We start from the raw sequence: 19869 nt of genomic DNA on the forward strand, positions 1-19869 counted from the left end.
GCTTATTTGTGCAAATTACCACTGCGACCTTATCCTGTTTGAGAAGGGGTGCCTTTTACGTCTTCAAATTGTAATAGTCGAAATGTGCGCCCAAAGTCAGCTACTAGACGTTGAAGTGCCCCACAATTGCTAGACAAATCAGTCTAACAATTGTGGGGCACTTCACTTTTGGTCCGTTCGGGTATTGGGAAATTAGCGGTAGTCGTTTGGATCCGCGGCGAGCGGGCCGTACTGGTCCATCTCGGCGTCGCGGTAGTCCCACCATTCGTTTTCGTAGCCGATAAAGCCGGCTTGGGTCATGGCATCGTCTAAAATACGGTAATAACGTTCCTGGGTGGCCGTTTTGGGTGCGTTGCGGTGTGCGGCCGCCGAAAAGTCGTCAAAGCCGGTCGGCAAGTCACACTCATTACCAGCTTCGTCCGTGAGCGTCAGGTCGAGGGTGACGCCCTTTTGGTGGCTAAAGTTCGGGTCGGGTTGGGCAACGAACTGCGGATCGGGGTAGACCTCGAACAGCCGCTTTTGCGCACTGACCGGTCGGTAGGCGTCCCAGACTTTGAGCCGGTAGCCTTGCTGGTTAACGAGGTTACTGGCAACGGCCAGCTTGCGAGCCGTACCGGTTCGAACGATGGCGGTCGTAAAGTCGTAGATTACTTGGTGGGTAAAATTATTCGTGGTGGCGTAGCGCAGGTCAACGATAATCGATGGGGCTAACCGCTGGATATTGGTAAACCCGGTTAATTCAGCTTGCATGGTGAGGCCTCCTAGTCTTTTATTACCCCCATTGTACCTAATTTGAATGTGCTTTTGGGGAAAGCAAACCCGGTAGTGGCGTCCAGTGCGGATTCTTGCTATGATGAACGGCGGACTGTTGTGAGCAACCGCCACAACAACATCAACGGGGGTGAACCGCAATGACGCAACAAACGCGCCGGGCAATTTTTATTTTAATATTCAGTGAGTTCTTAGTCTGTCTAGGAATTAGTTTAGTAATTCCGGTCATGCCGTTTATTAAGAACGACTTACACTTGACCGCGACCAACATGGGGATTATGAACGCATTATTTGCGTTCGCCCAGTTCGTGGCCTCGCCAATTATTGGCCGGGTTTCGGACAAAATCGGCCGTAAATCGGTTTTAACGGCCGGGTTGATTTTATACATGGTATCCGAATTCTTATTCGCGTTAACTAACCAGCTATGGGTCTTTAACGTGTCACGGACAATCGGGGGCCTTTCCGCTGCCATGGTCGTCCCAACGGCGATGGCACTGGCATCCGATATTACCACTAAACGGCAACGGGCGCGGGTGATTGGCTGGTTGTCAGCTGCGTTTAGCGGTGGCTTGATTCTCGGTCCCGGAATCGGTGGTATTTTAGCGGGAATTAGTTATAAAACCCCGTTTTGGGTCGCTGGCAGTTTGGGCATCATCAGTGCAATTGTGCTAGTTATCTTATTGCCCGCCGACCGCTTGATCGATCCCGACCGCGAGGTGTTGGCGACGGACCGGCAGCCGCAACACCACCCGATGTCCCGGGCCTTTTGGACGTTACCCATCATTATTCTATTTACCATGATCCTAGTGTCGTCCTTTGGGTTGCAGGGGTTTGAAAGTATTTATAGTATTTACGTGAATGAAGTTTTCAATTTTAGCTTGAGTAACATTGCGCTGGTGTTGACGTTAAACGGCCTGATTTCACTATTTTTACAGGTCGCGCTGTTTGACACGTTCGTTCAACGGTTTGGTGAACAGCGGGTGATCCGGGTTTGCTTTGCCGCGGCGGCCGTCTGCACGGTCTGGATCACCCAAGTACATTCGAAGGTCGCCGTCATGGTTGCCACGCTGGTAATCTTTTCAGCCTTTGACCTGCTACGGCCAGCGATTACAACGCTCTTGACGAAGGCCAGTGAAACGAACCAGGGGTTGATCAACGGTTTGAACATGTCACTAACTAGTATCGGTAACATTGTGGGACCAATCATGTCGGGAATGCTACTGGACATGAACCCGCACTACCCGTACTTAGTAGTTGCCGGCTTTTTGATCGTCTCGTACCTGATGGCCTTCCTGCTACGACTGGGACGGATAGAACGCGTCTGACAGCGGGACGGTTGCGTTTCCAAGGTGGCTTTGCTACACTTAGGCCAAAATCATGGCGTAAAGGATGGTGGCTAATTTTGGGAATGCATCAGTATTTACAAAGTTTGAGTAATTTAGAAACGATTCAGCGGGCGCCGGGGTTCTTTAAGTATCAGAACCACTCGGTGGCGGCCCACTCCTTTAAGGTGGCCGAAACGGCCCAGTTTTTAGGCGACGTCGAGGAAAATGCTGGGCAGACGGTCGACTGGCGGTCGTTATACGAGAAGGCACTTAATCACGACTATAATGAGCGCTTTATCGGTGATATTAAAACGCCGGTCAAGTACGCGACCCCGACTTTACGCCGGATGTTGGCGGACGTTGAAGACGAGTTATCCGAGAACTTCGTGCATAACGAAATTCCGACTGAATTCCAAGCGGCTTACTTACGGCGCCTATCGGAAGGTAAGGATGATAGTTTGGAAGGTCGCATCTTATCGGTTGCTGATAAAATCGACTTGCTATACGAATCCTTTGGTGAAATTCAAAAAGGAAATCCGGAGGCCGTCTTTACCGAGATTTACCGTGAAAGTTTGAAGACGATTTTATCGTTCAAACGGATGGCCTGCGTCCGTTACTTTTTGAAGGCGGTCTTACCGGAAATGCTAGCCGAACCGTTTACGAGCCAGAGCCATTTACAGGCCTTGACCAAGCGCATTTTAACTGCGGCGGCGCAATCCGATTAATGGCGAAAGTATGTTCGATGTGCTAAAATAAATAGCGGTTTTAGAAATAGGGAGCGGTGGCTGCCTATTTTTTTTAGAACGGATAGACGGGTTAAACGGTGGGCGGTGGCGCGCCGTTCTAGCGCGTTTTTCGTGTTGTAATTACAGACAAAACACCTTAAGGAGGAGTCAAGTTTGATTGATCGGGTAGATAATAATCGGTTTGATTTAGTATCAGACTACCAACCGACTGGTGATCAACCACAGGCGATCCAACAACTGACCGACGGCATCAAGGCCGGGGAAAAGGAACAGATCCTAATGGGGGCGACCGGGACTGGTAAAACTTTCACCATCTCGAACGTCATTGCGCAGGTCAATAAGCCAACGCTGATCCTGTCACATAATAAAACGTTGGCTGGACAGCTGTACGGGGAGTTTAAGAAGTTTTTCCCGAATAACGCGGTGGAATATTTCGTCAGTTACTATGACTACTACCAACCGGAAGCCTACGTGCCGTCCAGTGATACTTACATTGAAAAAGATTCGGCAATTAATGATGAAATCGATAAGTTACGGCACTCCGCAACCAGCTCATTATTGGAGCGCAACGACGTCATCGTGGTGGCGTCGGTCTCCAGTATTTTCGGGTTAGGGGATCCGCACGAGTACAAGGACCACGTGGTTTCACTGCGGGTCGGGATGCAGATTGAACGCAACGACTTGCTGCGTAAACTAGTGGATATTCAGTTTGACCGCAATGACATTGACTTTCAACGTGGGCGCTTTCGGGTCCACGGTGACGTCGTCGAAATCTTCCCGGCGTCTCGTGACGATCACGCGCTGCGCGTCGAGTTTTTTGGCGATGAAATCGACCGGATTCGTGAAATTGACGCGTTGACCGGTGAAATCGTGGGTGATCGTGATCACGTCGCGATTTTCCCGGCGACCCACTTTATGACGAACGACGCTATTATGGAACACGCCATTAAGGGGATTGAGGCCGAACTAGATGACCGGCTAAAAGTTTTGACGGCCGATGGCAAGTTGTTGGAAGCACAACGCTTAAAGCAGCGGACGACTTACGATATTGAAATGTTAAAGGAAATGGGTTATACCAGCGGTATTGAAAACTATTCACGCTTCATGGATGGTCGGCAACCGGGCGAACCGCCGTATACCTTACTGGATTTCTTTCCCAAGGACTTTCTGTTAGTCGTTGACGAATCCCACGTGACGATGCCGCAAGTTCGCGGGATGTACAACGGGGACCGTGCCCGTAAACAGATGCTAGTTGATTACGGTTTCCGGTTGCCAAGCGCACTGGATAACCGGCCGTTAAAGTTAGCCGAAGTCGAGCAACACATTAATCAGGTCGTTTACATGTCGGCAACGCCGGGGCCTTACGAAATGGACCGCACTAAGCACGTTGTTCAACAAATTATTCGACCGACCGGCCTGCTTGATCCGACGGTTGAGGTTCGCCCGATTATGGGGCAAATTGATGACCTGGTCGGGGAGATCAATAAGCGCATTGAGCGTAACGAACGGGTCTTCGTGACGACCTTGACCAAGAAGATGGCGGAAGACTTAACCGATTATATGAAAGATCTCGGTATTAAGGTCCGTTACCTGCATAGTGATATTAAGACGCTGGAACGGACCGAAATCATTCGCGACTTGCGGTTAGGTAAATTTGACGTGTTAGTTGGAATCAACTTACTACGTGAAGGAATCGACGTACCGGAAGTCTCGTTGGTGGCAATTTTGGATGCTGACAAGGAAGGATTCCTGCGTAATGAGCGGTCGCTGATTCAAACCATTGGGCGGGCGGCCCGTAACGAACACGGGGCGGTCATCATGTATGCGGATGAAACCACCGCATCGATGCAGGCGGCCATTGACGAAACGGCTCGGCGGCGTAAGATCCAACAGCAGTATAATCTGGATCATCACATTACGCCGAAGACGATCAAGAAGGCCATTCCGGAATTGATCGCGTCGACTAAGGTGGCCGATGACGATCATAAGAAGGATGATTTCTTAGAAACCGACTTTGATGATATGACGCACGAACAACAGTTAGACATGATCAGTAAGTTAGAGGAACAGATGAAGACCGCCGCTAAGAAGCTTGACTTTGAACAAGCCGCAACGTTACGGGATACGGTCTTAGAATTAAAAGCACAGATTAGCTAGGAGGTCTTTTTTTGGCAAATGATAAGATTGTCATTCACGGCGCTCGCGCCCATAACTTAAAGAATATCGACGTCACGATTCCGCGTAATAAACTGGTCGTGATTACCGGGTTATCTGGTTCCGGCAAAAGTTCGCTGGCGTTTGATACGTTGTACGCCGAGGGACAGCGGCGCTACGTAGAAAGCTTGTCCGCCTATGCCCGGCAGTTCTTAGGCCAGATGCAAAAGCCAGACGTTGATTCGATCGACGGGTTGAGTCCGGCGATTTCAATCGACCAAAAAACGACTTCTAAAAACCCGCGTTCCACGGTCGGCACGGTCACCGAAATCAACGACTATTTACGGTTGCTATGGGCCCGGGTCGGCGAACCGATTTGTCCCAATGACGGGACACCGATTGCCAGCCAAACCGTTGAACAAATGGTTAACCGCGTCCAACAGCTGCCCGAACGTACCAAGTTACAAATCTTGTCACCCATCGTTCGGCAAAAGAAAGGCGAACATAAAAAGGTTTTCGAAAAAATTAAACGTGAGGGGTTCGTGCGCGTGCGGGTCGATGGCGAGGTCCACGACATCAGTGAAACTTTTGAACTGAATAAGAACCAGCAACACACGATTGAAATCGTCATCGACCGAATCGTTGTCAAACCCGGCGACCGCTCCCGTTTGTTTGACTCGTTTGAAGCCGCGCTACGGTTGAGTGGTGGTTACGCCATTGCCGATTTGATCGGTGGCGAGCCGATTCTGTTTTCTGAACACTACGCTTGCCCGGTCTGTGGCTTCACGGTTGGTGAACTAGAACCGCGGCTATTCTCATTCAACGCACCCCAGGGGGCCTGCCCGGATTGTGAAGGGCTCGGTATGAAGCTAGAAGTTGACGAGGATTTGGTCGTTCCCGACCAGACTTTGACGTTAGCGGAAGGTGCTTTAGCCCCGTGGAACCCGATCAGTTCGCAGTACTATCCGGAAATGTTGAAACAGGCGTGCGAACAGTTGAAGATTCCAATGGACGTTCCGTACAAGGACTTGTCCAAGGCCCAACGGCAGACGGTCCTTTACGGTTCGGACGGTAAGACCTTTCATTTTCATTATCAAAATGATTTTGGCGGGGTCCGTGACGTGGACGCCGTTTTTGAAGGGGTCATCAATAACGTTGACCGCCGTTACCACGAAACCAGTAGTGATTTCACCCGTGACGTCATGCGTAAGTACATGACTGAATTAACGTGTCAAACTTGTCACGGGTTCCGTTTAAACCGCAAAGCGCTGGCCGTTAAAGTTGGTGGCGAGCATATCGGGATGGTTTCGGACCTAGCAATCGGTAAGGAGATCGACTTCTTTAACCAGTTACAACTGTCCGAGCAGGATTTAGTCATTGCCAAACCGATTTTAAAGGAAATTCGCGACCGGCTCTCCTTCCTGCGTAACGTTGGCTTGGCCTACTTAACGCTCAGTCGTTCGGCCCGCACCCTTTCCGGCGGGGAAGCCCAACGGATTCGGTTGGCGACGCAAATCGGGTCGAACTTATCGGGGGTGCTCTACATCTTGGACGAACCGTCGATTGGGTTGCACCAACGCGATAACGACCGTTTAATCAGTTCGTTGAAGAAGATGCGCGACTTGGGGAATACGCTGATCGTGGTCGAACACGATGAGGATACCATGCGGGCGGCTGATTACATCATTGACATCGGCCCGGGTGCCGGTGAAAACGGTGGCGAGGTGATGGCTGCTGGAACACCGAAGCAGGTCGCCCGCTCACGCAAATCGTTAACGGGTCAATACCTGGCGGGCAAACGGTTTATTCCGGTTCCGGATAAGCGCCGCGCCGGTAACGGTAAGAAAATTCGGATTACTGGTGCCGCCGAAAATAACTTGAAGGATATTGACGTTGATTTTCCACTTGGTAAATTTGACGTGGTGACCGGGGTTTCCGGTTCCGGCAAGTCGACGTTGGTCAACGATGTCTTAAAGCGGGCACTGGCTCAGAAATTGAACCATAATTCTGAAAAGCCTGGTAAATTCAAGCGAATTAGTGGTGTTCAGAATATTGAACGGCTCGTAAATATTGATCAAAGCCCGATCGGTCGGACACCGCGCAGTAACCCGGCCACCTATACCGGGGTATTCGATAATATCCGTGACTTGTTCGCGCAAACAAACGAAGCTAAGTTGCGTGGTTATCAAAAGGGCCGCTTTAGTTTTAATATCAAGGGTGGCCGCTGTGAGGCTTGCCACGGTGATGGAATTTTAAAGATTGAAATGAACTTCTTGCCGGACGTCTTCGTACCCTGCGAAGTTTGTCACGGGAAACAGTATAATTCCGAAACGTTGGAAGTTGAATATAAGGGTAAAAACATTGCCGACGTGTTGCAGATGACCGCTTCGGAGGCACTCAAGTTCTTCGAACCGATTCCGAAAATTCGGCGTAAGCTGCAAACGTTAGTTGACGTTGGCTTAGGCTACGTTAAGTTGGGACAGTCAGCGACGACCCTGTCCGGTGGGGAAGCCCAACGGATGAAGTTGGCATCCGAACTGCATAAACAACAGTCCGGTAAGAGCTTCTATATTTTGGACGAACCAACGACCGGGTTGCATAGTGAGGATATCCGGCGCTTGATTGGGGTCTTAAACCGCTTGGTCGATGCCGGTAACACGGTTCTGATCATTGAACATAACTTGGACGTCGTCAAATCGGCGGATTACCTGATCGACCTCGGACCAGAGGGCGGTGACGGTGGCGGCACGGTGGTGGCGACCGGGACACCCGAACAGGTTGCTGAAGTCGCTGAAAGTTATACTGGTCAATATTTAAAGCCAGTTTTAGTCCGTGACCGTGAGCTAGAAGCTGCGGCAAATGCGAAATCTTAAAATGAGTGTGCTACACTAAACATGAAGTTATTTTTTATAGAGGAGTGTTTTTGAATGGCGAAAGTAGAAAGCTTTACGTTAGATCATACGAAGGTTCTGGCCCCATACGTCCGTAAAATTACGGTGGAACACGGGCCTAAGGGTGATGCAATCACCAACTTCGATTTACGGTTAGTTCAACCGAATAAGGCGGCTATCGATACGGCCGGTTTACACACGATCGAACATATGCTAGCCGGGTTATTACGGGACCGCATGGATGGGGTCATTGATTGTTCCCCATTTGGTTGCCGGACCGGGTTCCATTTAATCACTTGGGGTGAACACGACACCGTTGAAGTCGCTAAGGCATTGAAGTCGTCACTCGAATTCATCGCCGGTCCCGCTAAGTGGGAAGACGTTCAGGGGACCACGATCGATAGTTGTGGGAACTACAAGGACCACTCCTTATTTTCAGCAAAAGAATGGGCAAAATTAATTTTGGCCGATGGGATCTCTTCCGACCCGTTTGTTCGCAAGGTCGTTGAATAATTAGCGTGTTAATTCGCACTCGCCAGTCTAAGACTGCGGGTGCGTTTTTTTACGCTAAAATACATTTAATAATGAATAATTGCATAAAAATCCAATTAAATAGTGAATATCGGGAAAATAACGAATATTATCAAAAAATAATTGCATAATATTAAAAGCGGTGGTACGATACTGTCATTGAGAAATACAGATAACTTGTGATGGAGGGTCTATCAATGGTCGAACAAAATGAAAAAATTATTTTAGCTTATTCTGGTGGGTTAGATACGTCAGTTGCAATTAGTTGGTTAAAGGATAAGGGCTACGACGTCGTTGCTTGCGGGATTGATGTTGGCGAAGGTAAAGACATGGACGCGATCAAAGCCAAAGCGTTGAAATTAGGGGCGGTCGCTTCTTACATGATCGACGCCAAGCAGGAATTTGCCGAAGAATACGCGTTGATTGCGTTACAGGGTCACACCTTGTATGAAGGGGAATACCCGTTAGTTTCCGCATTGTCGCGGCCACTGATTGCCAAGAAATTGGTCACGTTGGCTAAGAAGGAACACGCGGTTGCGATTGCGCACGGTTGTACCGGTAAGGGTAACGACCAGGTCCGTTTCGAAGTCGCCATTCACGCGTTGGCACCGGACATTAAGATCGAAGCCCCGGTTCGGGACTGGCACTGGTCACGGGAAGAAGAAATCGACTACGCTAAGGACCATAACATTCCGGTACCGATTAACTTGGACAGCCCTTACTCGATTGATGAGAACTTATGGGGCCGGGCCAACGAATGTGGCATCCTCGAAGACCCGTGGGAAGGTGCGCCGGCCGACGCGTTTGACCGGACCAAGGCGTTAGCGGATACGCCGGACACACCGACGACGTTAGAAATCACCTTTGAAGCCGGGGTTCCGGTGGCATTAGATGGTGAAGCCATGAACCTAGCCGATTTGATTATTAAGTTGGATAAAATTGCTGGTGAACACGGAATTGGTCGGATCGACCACATTGAAAACCGGTTAGTTGGTATCAAGTCACGGGAAGTTTACGAAGCCCCGGCCGCAACCGTTTTGTTAAAAGCACATAAGGACCTTGAAGACCTGACTTTTGAACGGGAGTTAGCGCACTTCAAACCAATTATTGAACAAAAATTGGCTGACACGATTTATAACGGACTCTGGTTCTCACCACTGATGGAAGCGATGGTGGCCTTCTTGAAGCAGACGCAGCAAGTCGTTAACGGCGTGGTTCGCGTCCAACTCTTTAAGGGCAACGTCATCACTGAAGGCCGGAAGTCACCAAATTCCTTGTACGATAAGGACTTGGCAACCTACACTGCAGCAGATTCGTTTGATCAACAAGCAGCGGTCGGCTTCATCAAGTTATGGGGCTTACCGACCCAGGTTAACGCCCAAGTACAAGCAAAGGTTCAGGCTGAAACCAAGGCCGATAAGGAACACGCCTAATGAGTACAAAAAAATTATGGGGTGGCCGGTTTACCGAAACCGGTGCCAAGTACGTGGATGATTTTGGGGCTTCAATCGGTTTCGACCAGTTACTGGCCGCTGAAGACATTACCGGGTCACTCGCGCACGTTAAGATGTTAAAGAAGACCGGAATCTTACCGGCCGAAGACGTGGACAAAATCGTGGCCGGCTTGGAAAGCTTAGAAGCCAAGTTGCAACGCGGGGAGCTCCACTTCTCAACGGTCAACGAAGACATTCATATGAATATTGAATCGTTACTGACCGAAGAAATCGGACCGGTAGCGGGGAAATTGCACACCGCCCGTTCTAGAAACGACCAGGTGGCTACCGATTTTCATTTGTATTTAAAACACCAGTTGCCAAAAATCCTAGAGCGTTTACACGAGCTTGAAACGGTGCTGGTCGATAAGGCCGCTGAAAACGTTGAGACCGTTATGCCGGGCTACACCCACTTACAACATGCACAACCGATTTCGTACGCCCACTACCTTTTGGCCTACTACCAGATGTTCAAACGGGACATGGAACGGTTTGAATTCAACGTGCAGCATACTGACATTTCACCGTTGGGGGCGGCGGCGCTTGCCGGGACCACTTTCCCGATTGACCGGGAATACAGTGCGGAACTACTCGGTTTTAGCCAGGTCTACCATAACAGTTTAGACGCCGTATCCGACCGCGACTTTGTACTGGAATTCTTGAGTAACGCCGCCATTTTGATGATGCACTTATCCCGGTTTTGTGAGGAAATCGTCAGCTGGAGTAGTTACGAATTTAAATACATTAGTTTAAGTGATCAGTTTTCAACGGGGAGCTCCATCATGCCGCAAAAGAAAAATCCGGACATGGCGGAATTGATCCGGGGTAAATCCGGGCGGGTCTATGGTAACCTGATGGGCTTATTAACCGTGATGAAGGCCATCCCACTCGCTTATAACAAGGATCTTCAGGAAGATAAGGAGGGGGCGTTCGATACGGTCACGACCGTTCTAACGAGTCTACACGTCTTTACGGGCATGTTAGCGACCCTAACCGTTAATGAAGACCGGATGGCGCACGCCACCACTAACGATTTCTCAAACGCGACCGAATTAGCGGATTACTTAGCCAATAAGGGCATTCCGTTCCGGCAGGCCCACGCGATCGTCGGTAAACTGGTTTTGGACGGCTTGAAGCATAACCGGCCGTTGCAGGACATTCCGTTGAGTGAGTATCAAGAAATTTCACCATTGATTGAAGCGGATGTTTACCACGACCTTGATCCGAAGATAGCCGTTGAACGGCGCCACTCACTGGGCGGCACCGGCTTTGACCAAATTAAAGCGGAGTTGCAACGGGCACGAAAGCAACTCGCCGCTTACCAACCAAAGTAGCAAAAATCAATTTGACCATTGATGGGGGGAGAGTGTGACAAAAGTCGGTTAGCTGGTGAGCATAACTGCGTAAGGCAAATAATCCCGGGCTTGGATTATTGGACTTACGGGGTTAAGCGGAGCCAGCTGACTTTTGGCGCACGTTTCGAGAAACACACAAGAGGCTGTGACTGATGTCACAGCCTTATTTAGTGGATTCATTAAACTGGGGTTAAAGGTGCGGTAACAATTGGAAACTGGGGCGGCAACTGGTATGATGAAACTAAATAATCTATTGGAGATGTTGCATATGTTTGACGATCATCGCTGGGGATTCGACTGGACGGAATTTATTACCGGGATCGTATTCTTAGTTGCGGCTTACTTTGTTATGAAACAACCGAAGGCCGCCTTATTGAGCCTAGTCTTTCTGTTCGCCATCGCGGCAATTATTAGTGGGATCACGACGATTGCCGGGTATACGAAACTGCGGCGAGAGACCGGTTTGCGAGCTAACTTCGCGTTAGTTTTTGCCATCATTGATATCTTAGTTGGGTTGATGTTCTTATTCCATTCACCAACCGGGATCATCGTATTAGGCTACGTGTTCGCCTTCTGGTTCCTAATCGATTCGATCGAGCGGCTGCTGGTCGTGTCGCACTTACGGGTCTTCGGGACCGGCTATTACGTCATTTCGTTGATCTTTGACATCATTAGTTTGGTGTTAGGGTTGATGATGCTGTTCAGTCCGGTTGTGGCGGCGCTGACGTTTAACGTTTTGGTCAGCTTCTACTTTGCCATTTTCGGGGTCAACGCGATTCTGATTGCCTTTGCACGGCGAAACTAAGTTAAGTGAATTAGTTAGGGGGCGGCCACCGCTACGGCGGACTGGGCGCCCTTTGTCATCGGCTGCCGGCGGTCAAAAGTAGTAATGACACGCCCGGTATGCTATACTACCAACAATGTGGACTGAGAGGAGTAAAAGCATGGCAGATTCATTACAATTAGTGATTGTTTCGGGAATGAGCGGCGCCGGTAAGACGGTTGCCGTCCAAAGTTTTGAAGATCTCGGTTACTTTTGCATCGATAACATGCCGCCAACGCTGCTACCGAAATTTTCGGAGCTGGTGGAGGAAACCGGCAAAATTAAAAAGGTGGCGTTGGTGATCGACTTGCGGTCACGCGCCTTTTATGACGAAATTATGGACATGTTGGCGAACCTGGATAACACGGATTTCGTTTCAACCAAAATTTTGTTTTTAGATGCGTCCAATGAAGAGCTGGTCTCCCGGTATAAGGAAACCCGCCGGTCGCACCCGTTAGCGATGGAAGGCCGGATTATGGACGGGGTCTTAAAAGAACGGGAACTATTAGCGCCGCTCAAAGACCGCGCCTCCTACGTGATCGATACAACGGCGCTGACGCCGCGAGAATTGCGCGAATCGTTATTTGATAAATTCGAAACCAGTGCGGACGAAACGTTCCACGTTGAAATGTTATCGTTCGGCTTTAAGTACGGCTTGCCAATCGATGCCGATATCGTGATGGATGTTCGGTTCTTACCCAATCCGTATTACGTGCCAGAACTTAAGAAACATACCGGGCTGGAAAAGCCGGTGGCGGACTATGTGATGAACCAGCCGGCGACCGAAAAGTTTTACCAACAATTTCTCGGCATGCTGGAAAGTATCATGCCGGGTTACGAAGCGGAAGGCAAAACGAGTTTGACGATTGCCATCGGGTGTACCGGTGGTCAGCACCGCTCTGTTGCGCTGACTGAACGGATTGGTGCGGCCCTGGCGAAGAACTATAACGTTCATATTAGCCATCGCGATATCGACAAACGAAAGGAAACGGTCAATCGCTCATGAGAAAATATACGTTTAAAACCCAGCGCCCGAAAATCGTTGTGATTGGCGGGGGGACCGGTTTGCCGGTCGTCCTGAACGGTTTGCGTAAGCAAGACGTTGATATCACGGCGGTCGTTACGGTGGCTGATGACGGGGGTTCGTCCGGCATTATTCGTAATTACGTTAACGTCGTGCCGCCTGGCGATATTCGTAACGTCATGGTGGCATTGTCGAATTGGCCCCACCTGTACAAGGATATCTTCCAGTACCGGTTTCAGGGTAGCGACCAGTTCTTTGCCGGTCACGCCATCGGTAATTTAGTGATTGCCGCGTTGACCGAAATGAAATCTGGGGTGTTCGACGCCGTACAGGAACTATCAAGCATGATGCAGGTCGACGGCCACGTTTATCCGGCCGCCAACGAGCCGCTAACGTTACACGGCCGCTTTAAGGACGGGACCGAATTAGTCGGTGAGGCCGAAATCACCGCCGCCCACAAGTCACTCGACCGCGTTTGGGTGACGGACAAGGCGGGCGCCGAACCAGTCGCGGTCAAACCGGTTATCGACGCCATCATGGCTGCCGACCAAATCGTGTTGGGCCCGGGGAGTTTATTTACCAGCATTTTACCGAACCTGACGATCAATAACATCGGCCGGGCGGTTTGTGAATCGGACGCCGAAGTCGTTTATATTTGTAACATCATGACCCAAAAGGGTGAAACCGATCATTTCTCAGATGCCGACCACGTGCGGGTCCTTAACCGCCACCTCGGTGAAAACTTTATCAATACCGTCCTCGTCAACACGGAAAAAGTGCCCGAGGATTACATGGATTTCCATAAATTTAACGAAGTTTCGCGCCAAGTTAGTCACGATTTTCGGGGCTTACGCGAGCAGAACTGCAAGGTCATCTCGTCGAATTTCTTAAAATTGCGCGATAACGGGGCCTTCCACGACGGTGATCAAGTCGTTGCGGAACTGATGAATTTAGTTGGTCATGCCAATATTTTAAGATAGGAGGCCTACGAATGTCATACGCCAGTGAAGTTAAGAAAGAATTAACCAACCTTGCTGTCCATCGCGAAAATGCCAAGGCCGAACTGATGGCTCTAATTCGGATGAATGGAACGATTAGCTTGGCTAATCACCATTTTATTTTGAATATTCAAACTGAAAACCCGGCAATTGCGCGGCGTATTTACCGGTTATTAAAGCAATTTTATGACGTTGCCAGTGAACTGATCGTTCGCCGAAAAATGAAGTTGAACAAGAATAACCTGTACATCGTGAGACTAAAGACCGGGACGGACATGGTCCTTGCGGATTTAGGAATTTTAAAGGATTATCAAATTGTGGAAGTGGCGCCGACCGAAGTGTTAACGGATGACGGCGCGGTGCGGTCCTATTTACGGGGCGCATTCTTAGCCGGCGGATCCGTTAATAACCCAGAAACGTCGCGCTACCACTTGGAAATTTATTCGCTGTATGAAGAACATAACCGGATGATTTCTGAAATGATGAACAAGTACGGCTTAAATTCGCGAACGACCAACCGGCGCGGCGGATTCATTACTTACATCAAGGAAGCTGAAAAAATTGCCGACTTTTTGTCGCTGATCGGGGCGACTACCGCGATGCTCAAGTTTGAAGACGTGCGGATCATGCGTGATATGCGCAATTCGGTTAACCGGCTCGTGAACTGTGAGAACGCCAATATGGATAAGGTGGCCAACGCCTCTAGTCGGCAAATTGAAAACATTTTGTTGATCGATCAGACGGTTGGTTTGAAACAGTTACCGCAAAAGTTACAAGAAGTGGCGGTCACCCGCTTGGCCCACCGCGAAGTTAGCTTGAAAGAGTTGGGAACGTTGGTGCCGGGGGGGCCAATCTCCAAGTCGGGAATCAATCACCGGCTCAGAAAAATCAACCAATTTGCTGAACGGCTTCAAAAGGAAGCTTAGTTTTGGGCGGCTCGGGTACCGGTATGGTCCCGGGTCGTTTTTTAAATCGAATGAGAACTTAATTAAAATCACGTGATGAAAACACTTGACAAAAGTAAGTAGAACTGATTATACTTGGTTCAACTTATGAGATCGGAGAGACGTAGTCATGCAAATTTCAGCTAGCCAAATGATGATGTGCTGCCCATGTTGTGAACCTGACAACATGGTTATTTGCGTTGAATTACAAGCGTCTCCAGTGCATCAAAATTAACGGCATTGAGCTCAAATCGTTATTTTTGAAACGCCTGCTTGGAATCTGACGAGATTCTAAGCAGGCGTTTTTTGTTTCCGGTGCGTAAGGATACTTAGATTAAAAAAGGGGCGAAAAGAATTGAAAAAGAAATCAGTTGTGACGGCATTATTGAGTTTAGTATTAGTAACGGTGTTGGCTGCTTGTGGTCAGAATAGTTCACAATCGACTGGTAGTGGGAAATATGCCAGTAACCAAGTACTGAACCTTTCTTATCCCAGCCCGCTCGATTCAATCGATATTTCTAACATGTCCGGTTATGGCAGTACCGGGAATATTTTTGAAAGCTTGTACCGGTTGGGGAAAAACGGTAGCATTACGCCTGGATTAGCCAAGTCGACGAAGGTATCGAAGGACGGGAAAACCTATACCTTCACGATTCGTGATGCCAAGTGGAGTGATGGTTCGGCAATTACTGCTCAGGACTTTGTTTATTCGTGGAAGCGGACGGTTACGCCGGCAACCAAGTCGCAGTACGCCTACCTCTTCTCGGGTGTTAAGAACGCGGACGCCATCGTGGCCGGTAAAAAAGCGCCAAGTACGTTAGGCGTTAAGGCTGAGGGCCAGCATACTTTCATCGTTAGTTTGGAAAAACCAATTAGCTACTTTAAAAAGTTGATGACTTACCCGCTTTTTGGACCGATCAGTGAAAAGGCGGTCAAGAAGTGGGGCGCCAAGTACGCCACTAAGGCGCAGTACATGCTTTATAGTGGGCCATTTAAGTTGACCGGTTGGACCGGGACCAATAATAAGTGGCAATTTGTCAAGAATGACCAGTACTGGGATAAAAAGGCGGTTCACTTACAAAAGATCAACTATTCTGTTAACCAAAGTACGACCACTACGTTGAACTTATTCCAAGAAAATAAGCTTGATTTAACCCAGTTAGCTAGTGAACAAGTTAAGAACCTGAAAAATAATTCAAAATACCGGACGTATCCGTACTCGATTACGGCGTTCCTGGTTTATAACTTCCAAGATAGCGATTCAACCGTGAAGAAGGCACTCAATAATCAAAAGATTCGCCAGGCCATTTCGTTATCGATCAACCGTAAGACGCTGGTCAAGAACGTTATTGGCGACGCGTCAACGGTGTCTAAGACTTTCGTTCCCCAAGACTTGGCGGACGATCCCAAGACTGGCAAGGACTTCTCGGCACAGTCAACCGTTAAAAATTCAACGTCCTATAATACTAAGTTGGCTAAGCAGTTATGGCAACAGGGGCTGAAGGAAACCGGTTTGAAAAAGCTGACCCTCCGGCTGTTGACCTCGAATGACGAACCCAACAAGCCGATTTCGCAATATTTGAAATCCGCGTTGGAAAAGAATTTAACTGGGCTGACGGTCGATTTATCCAACATCCCGGCAAAGGTAGCATCCAGCCGGGCTCAAGCTGGCAACTTTGATTTGTACCTAAGCGGTTGGGGCGCCGACTTCAACGACCCGATTTCCCACTTACAAATTATGACGAGTAACAGCGGCTATAATTACGGAAAATATAATAGTAAGACTTATAACCAGTTAGTCGACCAGGCCCAGGATCAGGATGCCAATGATAAGAATGCCCGTTGGCAAGATATGCTTAAAGCGGAACGGACAATCATGCAGGATCAAGGCATTACACCACTGTACCAGACGGTGTACTCGCACCTTCAAAATCCGAAGGCCAAGGGGATTATTCACAATACCGCGGGCACCCAGTGGAATTACAAGTACGCTTACATTGCGAAATAGGCGGACGGTATGAAGTATAACGATTAGGATTAAGTAAAAAATGGGTCGGAACGGTTCGTGGGCACGCTGTTCGAAGACCGCAATTTTTGCTGACGATGAGCCGTCAGCAAAAGGGACCTCCAATTCAGAATGAATTGGGGGTCCCTTTGTGTAATCAATGTTAAGCGTTAGTGATACGGGTGGTTAATGTTTATTTCAAACTATTGTTTTCCATAATATCATCAATCAAACCGTATTCCTTGGCTTCTTGAGCAGTCAAGTAGTTGTCACGTTCGGTATCGTGATTTAACTTCTCAACGGGTTGACCGGAATTGCTTGCCAAGATTTCGTTGATCTTCTTACGAGTCTTCAAAATTTCTTCGGCAACGATTTCGATTTCCGTTTGTTGACCTTGTGCACCACCGGATGGTTGGTGAATCAAGATTTCTGAGTTAGGAAGCGCGAACCGCTTACCCTTGGTCCCGGATGATGCCAAGACACTGGCCATTGAAGCGGCCATCCCCATAACGATCGTTTGAACGTCGGATTTGATAAAGTTCATCGTATCGTAGATGGCCAAGCCGGCGGTAACGACCCCACCTGGTGAGTTGATATAAAGGTAGATGTCCTTACCTGAATCTTGGGCATCCAAGAAAAGTAATTGGGCAATGATGGCGTTAGCCATGTTGTCTTCGATTGGACCGGATAACATGATGATACGGTCTTTTAAAAGTCGTGAATAGATATCATAGGCCCGTTCGCCACGTGATGACTGTTCGATAACTGTCGGAACTGGATACATAACTGTTAGCCTCCTAAAAGTTTCATATTTAAATTAGCGGTGTTAGCGCCTTGCTAATAAATGTAGTTTACCCCTAAGGTCAGTAAAGGTCAAAAGAAAAACCTCAAAAGTAAAATACCGTTTTAGTAGATAAAGTGGTATACTTAGGTTTCTATCATATACGGCTTGAGACTGGGAGGTGCCCGGTCTCTTTTTTTGCCCGTAACGTTTAAAATAATCAACGTTATGGGCAAGCGAACCGCTTGTTTCTACTAATTAATAGGATAGAGATTTACCAACTAACAATCAAGTGGGAACGCTTAATCGTTGGTTGAGCGAATTAGGGGTCGGACTTGTACTTATTCCCAAAATTCGTTAACATATGACAGTGTAACCAGTATAGTCCATTCGGGTAAATTAGGGTATAAAAAAAGCTGAGCTTTAACTCAGCTAACTGATGCGCCCGGAGGGAATCGAACCCCCATTTCAAGAACCGGAATCTTACGTGCGATCCATTACACTACGGGCGCCTAAACAACATATTATAGTTTAGCGGATTCTGGATAAAAACACAAGGGTTTTAAATAAAAATTTATTTGGGAGGGGTTATTAATGGCATTACGACCGGAGTTTAGCCAACGCCAGCAGCAATCTCAAAAGCTGGCTATGACCCAGCGACTGCAGCAATCGATCCAAATGTTGCAGTTTAACGTTGAAGAGTTAAGGGACTTTCTAACCCAAAAAGCCCTTGAAAACCCACTGATTGACGTGGACACGAGTTGGCAAACTAATCACGTTGGGCTCGAGGCGGCCAACAACGTTCCCGCTAAGGCGGACTTTATTGAACGGGTCTCGACCAGTAATCAGCACTCGCTATTTGAATACTTATTAGATCAAATTCACCTGACGATGCGGGACACCCCGTTGCGAAAAATCGTTTTGACGTTAATTGAGTCTGTCGATGTGAACGGTTACTTGCAGATTGATGAGCAGCGGGTGCTAGCGGAAACCCACGCCACTAAAATTCAACTATTAGATGCGATTACGCTGCTGCAGCAATTAGATCCACCGGGTGTTGGCGCGCGCGATTTACGTGAAGCGTTGATGTTACAAACAGAAAATGACGACTACGCCCCTAACTTGGCGTACATTATATTAGAAGAAAGTTTTGATGAGTTAGTCAACCACCACTGGGACCGACTGGCGAAGCGTTACCGGGTCGGACTGGCGGACATTTCAACGGTTTACGACTACGTGCGGACGTTGAGCCCGGTCCCGGGGGCGGCGGTGGGCCAAGAAACGACCGGCTACATTTTTCCAGACCTGGTTATTCGTAATCACCACGGGCGTTTGACCTTGAAGACGGCCTCAATGGCCCAGCCGGTCGTCACCTTTCAGCGTAAGTATTATCAACAAATGGCTGGGCAGGGTGACCGGGAAGTGACCCAGTATTTGAAGGAAAAGAAGTCGGAATATGACTGGATTGCCAGCAGTCTTCAACAACGCGAAGCCACGATTTTTCGCGTTGGTAGTGCCATTATGGAACGGCAAGTTGATTTCTTCCTGGAAAAGACGACGACGTTAACCCCGTTATTATTACGGGACGTTGCCCAGCAGCTTCACGTCCACGAGTCAACGATTAGTCGGAGTATTAATGGGAAGTATGTTCAGACTGACTTTGGTATGTTTGAGTTGAAACGGTTCTTTACGCAAGCGGTCGGTAAGCGTCCCACGGGTGGTCAGTTAGTCTCGGCTGACCTGGTTCAGCACCGGATTCGGGCCTTGATTGATAGCGAAAATAAAGAAAAACCGCTTTCAGACCAGAAAATAGTTCAGATTCTTAAGAGCGAGAATGTCGAACTTTCTCGTCGGACCGTCGCTAAATATCGGGAAAACCTTAACATCCCGGCTTCGTCGAAGCGAAAACAGTACTTGAAAACCGAACGATAATAAAACTTGACGTTTAGACCAGTCGGTTCCTGACCAAGACTTGCTTTAGTTTGCAACGGCTTGGGGAACCTGTTATAATTCATGTTGTGGTTAAGA

Annotated in this window: 15 protein-coding genes and 1 tRNA gene; 13 read left to right on the forward strand and 3 right to left on the reverse strand. The window is 48.6% G+C overall.

Features of this window, described 5'->3' with window-relative positions; genetic code table 11:
* Positions 1-192 precede the first annotated feature (192 nt).
* Entirely contained in the window at positions 193-750 is a 558-nt protein-coding gene (locus tag FFM82_RS09520; protein ID WP_137645604.1) for a M15 family metallopeptidase, read from the reverse strand.
* A 161-nt stretch (positions 751-911) separates the two neighbouring features.
* Between FFM82_RS09520 and FFM82_RS09525 the strand changes: the two genes are divergently transcribed.
* The 12 genes from FFM82_RS09525 to FFM82_RS09580 all read left to right on the forward strand — a co-directional run bounded on the left by FFM82_RS09525 (position 912) and on the right by FFM82_RS09580 (position 17063).
* Positions 912-2096 (forward strand): MFS transporter, encoded by a 1185-nt coding sequence (locus tag FFM82_RS09525; RefSeq protein WP_137645605.1) that lies wholly within the window; start codon positions 912-914, stop codon positions 2094-2096.
* Between the two features lie 77 nt (positions 2097-2173).
* Positions 2174-2821 carry an HD domain-containing protein gene (locus tag FFM82_RS09530; RefSeq protein ID WP_137645606.1) on the forward strand — a complete coding sequence of 216 codons (648 nt, stop codon included), beginning with the start codon at positions 2174-2176 and terminating at the stop codon, positions 2819-2821.
* A 174-nt stretch (positions 2822-2995) separates the two neighbouring features.
* On the forward strand, positions 2996-4999 hold the full coding sequence (gene uvrB, locus FFM82_RS09535) for an excinuclease ABC subunit UvrB (RefSeq protein WP_137645607.1): 2004 nt from the start codon (positions 2996-2998) through the stop codon (positions 4997-4999).
* Positions 5000-5010: 11 nt separating this feature from the next.
* Positions 5011-7869, forward strand: coding sequence for an excinuclease ABC subunit UvrA (gene uvrA / locus FFM82_RS09540; protein WP_137645608.1), 2859 nt, complete (start codon positions 5011-5013; stop codon positions 7867-7869).
* A 54-nt stretch (positions 7870-7923) separates the two neighbouring features.
* Entirely contained in the window at positions 7924-8400 is a 477-nt protein-coding gene (locus FFM82_RS09545) for an S-ribosylhomocysteine lyase (protein ID WP_137645609.1), read from the forward strand.
* 215 nt (positions 8401-8615) lie between these two features.
* Positions 8616-9851: an argininosuccinate synthase gene (locus FFM82_RS09550; protein ID WP_137645610.1), complete on the forward strand. Its 1236-nt coding sequence runs from the start codon at positions 8616-8618 to the stop codon at positions 9849-9851.
* The gene (gene argH, locus FFM82_RS09555) at positions 9851-11245 is read left to right on the forward strand and encodes an argininosuccinate lyase (RefSeq protein ID WP_137645611.1); all 1395 of its coding nucleotides are present in this window, start codon (positions 9851-9853) and stop codon (positions 11243-11245) included. Before FFM82_RS09550 ends, argH begins: the two co-directional genes overlap by 1 nt.
* A 289-nt stretch (positions 11246-11534) precedes the next feature.
* Positions 11535-12071, forward strand: coding sequence for an HdeD family acid-resistance protein (locus FFM82_RS09560; protein WP_137645612.1), 537 nt, complete (start codon positions 11535-11537; stop codon positions 12069-12071).
* 139 nt (positions 12072-12210) lie between these two features.
* Positions 12211-13095 (forward strand): RNase adapter RapZ, encoded by an 885-nt coding sequence (gene rapZ, locus FFM82_RS09565; RefSeq protein WP_137645613.1) that lies wholly within the window; start codon positions 12211-12213, stop codon positions 13093-13095.
* Complete coding sequence (gene mgfK / locus FFM82_RS09570) at positions 13092-14093, forward strand: gluconeogenesis morphogenetic factor MgfK (RefSeq protein ID WP_137645614.1); 1002 nt, start codon at positions 13092-13094, stop codon at positions 14091-14093. The genes rapZ and mgfK overlap by 4 nt, the downstream gene beginning before the upstream one ends.
* An 11-nt stretch (positions 14094-14104) precedes the next feature.
* Positions 14105-15037, forward strand: coding sequence for a DNA-binding protein WhiA (gene whiA / locus FFM82_RS09575; RefSeq protein ID WP_137645615.1), 933 nt, complete (start codon positions 14105-14107; stop codon positions 15035-15037).
* Positions 15038-15410: 373 nt separating this feature from the next.
* Positions 15411-17063: a peptide ABC transporter substrate-binding protein gene (locus tag FFM82_RS09580; RefSeq protein WP_137645616.1), complete on the forward strand. Its 1653-nt coding sequence runs from the start codon at positions 15411-15413 to the stop codon at positions 17061-17063.
* A gap of 190 nt (positions 17064-17253) precedes the next feature.
* Here the strand turns inward: FFM82_RS09580 and clpP are convergent, their stop codons facing one another.
* Both clpP and FFM82_RS09590 read right to left on the reverse strand, forming a co-directional pair.
* A complete protein-coding gene (gene clpP, locus FFM82_RS09585; RefSeq protein ID WP_137645617.1) occupies positions 17254-17844 on the reverse strand; it encodes an ATP-dependent Clp endopeptidase proteolytic subunit ClpP in 591 nt (196 codons plus the stop codon).
* Between the two features lie 437 nt (positions 17845-18281).
* Positions 18282-18353: transfer RNA gene (locus FFM82_RS09590), tRNA-Arg, on the reverse strand.
* Between the two features lie 82 nt (positions 18354-18435).
* On the opposite strand from FFM82_RS09590, the gene rpoN reads away from it, so the two are divergent.
* On the forward strand, positions 18436-19773 hold the full coding sequence (rpoN, locus tag FFM82_RS09595) for an RNA polymerase factor sigma-54 (protein ID WP_137645618.1): 1338 nt from the start codon (positions 18436-18438) through the stop codon (positions 19771-19773).
* Positions 19774-19869: the final 96 nt, after the last annotated feature.

The sequence above is a fragment of the Lactiplantibacillus plajomi genome, from assembly GCF_005405405.1.
In the GTDB taxonomy this organism is placed as follows: domain Bacteria; phylum Bacillota; class Bacilli; order Lactobacillales; family Lactobacillaceae; genus Lactiplantibacillus; species Lactiplantibacillus plajomi.

Excerpts from the sequence above, each read along its gene's own strand:
- FFM82_RS09545 (WP_137645609.1), top strand. The coding sequence starts at position 7,924 with ATGGCGAAAGTAGAAAGCTTTACGTTAGATCATACGAAGGTTCTGGCC.
- FFM82_RS09560 (WP_137645612.1), top strand. The coding sequence starts at position 11,535 with ATGTTTGACGATCATCGCTGGGGATTCGACTGGACGGAATTTATTACC.
- FFM82_RS09550 (WP_137645610.1), top strand. The coding sequence starts at position 8,616 with ATGGTCGAACAAAATGAAAAAATTATTTTAGCTTATTCTGGTGGGTTA.
- mgfK (WP_137645614.1), top strand. The coding sequence starts at position 13,092 with ATGAGAAAATATACGTTTAAAACCCAGCGCCCGAAAATCGTTGTGATT.
- FFM82_RS09525 (WP_137645605.1), top strand. The coding sequence starts at position 912 with ATGACGCAACAAACGCGCCGGGCAATTTTTATTTTAATATTCAGTGAG.
- argH (WP_137645611.1), top strand. The coding sequence starts at position 9,851 with ATGAGTACAAAAAAATTATGGGGTGGCCGGTTTACCGAAACCGGTGCC.
- whiA (WP_137645615.1), top strand. The coding sequence starts at position 14,105 with ATGTCATACGCCAGTGAAGTTAAGAAAGAATTAACCAACCTTGCTGTC.
- rpoN (WP_137645618.1), top strand. The coding sequence starts at position 18,436 with ATGGCATTACGACCGGAGTTTAGCCAACGCCAGCAGCAATCTCAAAAG.
- rapZ (WP_137645613.1), top strand. The coding sequence starts at position 12,211 with ATGGCAGATTCATTACAATTAGTGATTGTTTCGGGAATGAGCGGCGCC.
- clpP (WP_137645617.1), bottom strand. The coding sequence starts at position 17,844 with ATGTATCCAGTTCCGACAGTTATCGAACAGTCATCACGTGGCGAACGG.
- FFM82_RS09520 (WP_137645604.1), bottom strand. The coding sequence starts at position 750 with ATGCAAGCTGAATTAACCGGGTTTACCAATATCCAGCGGTTAGCCCCA.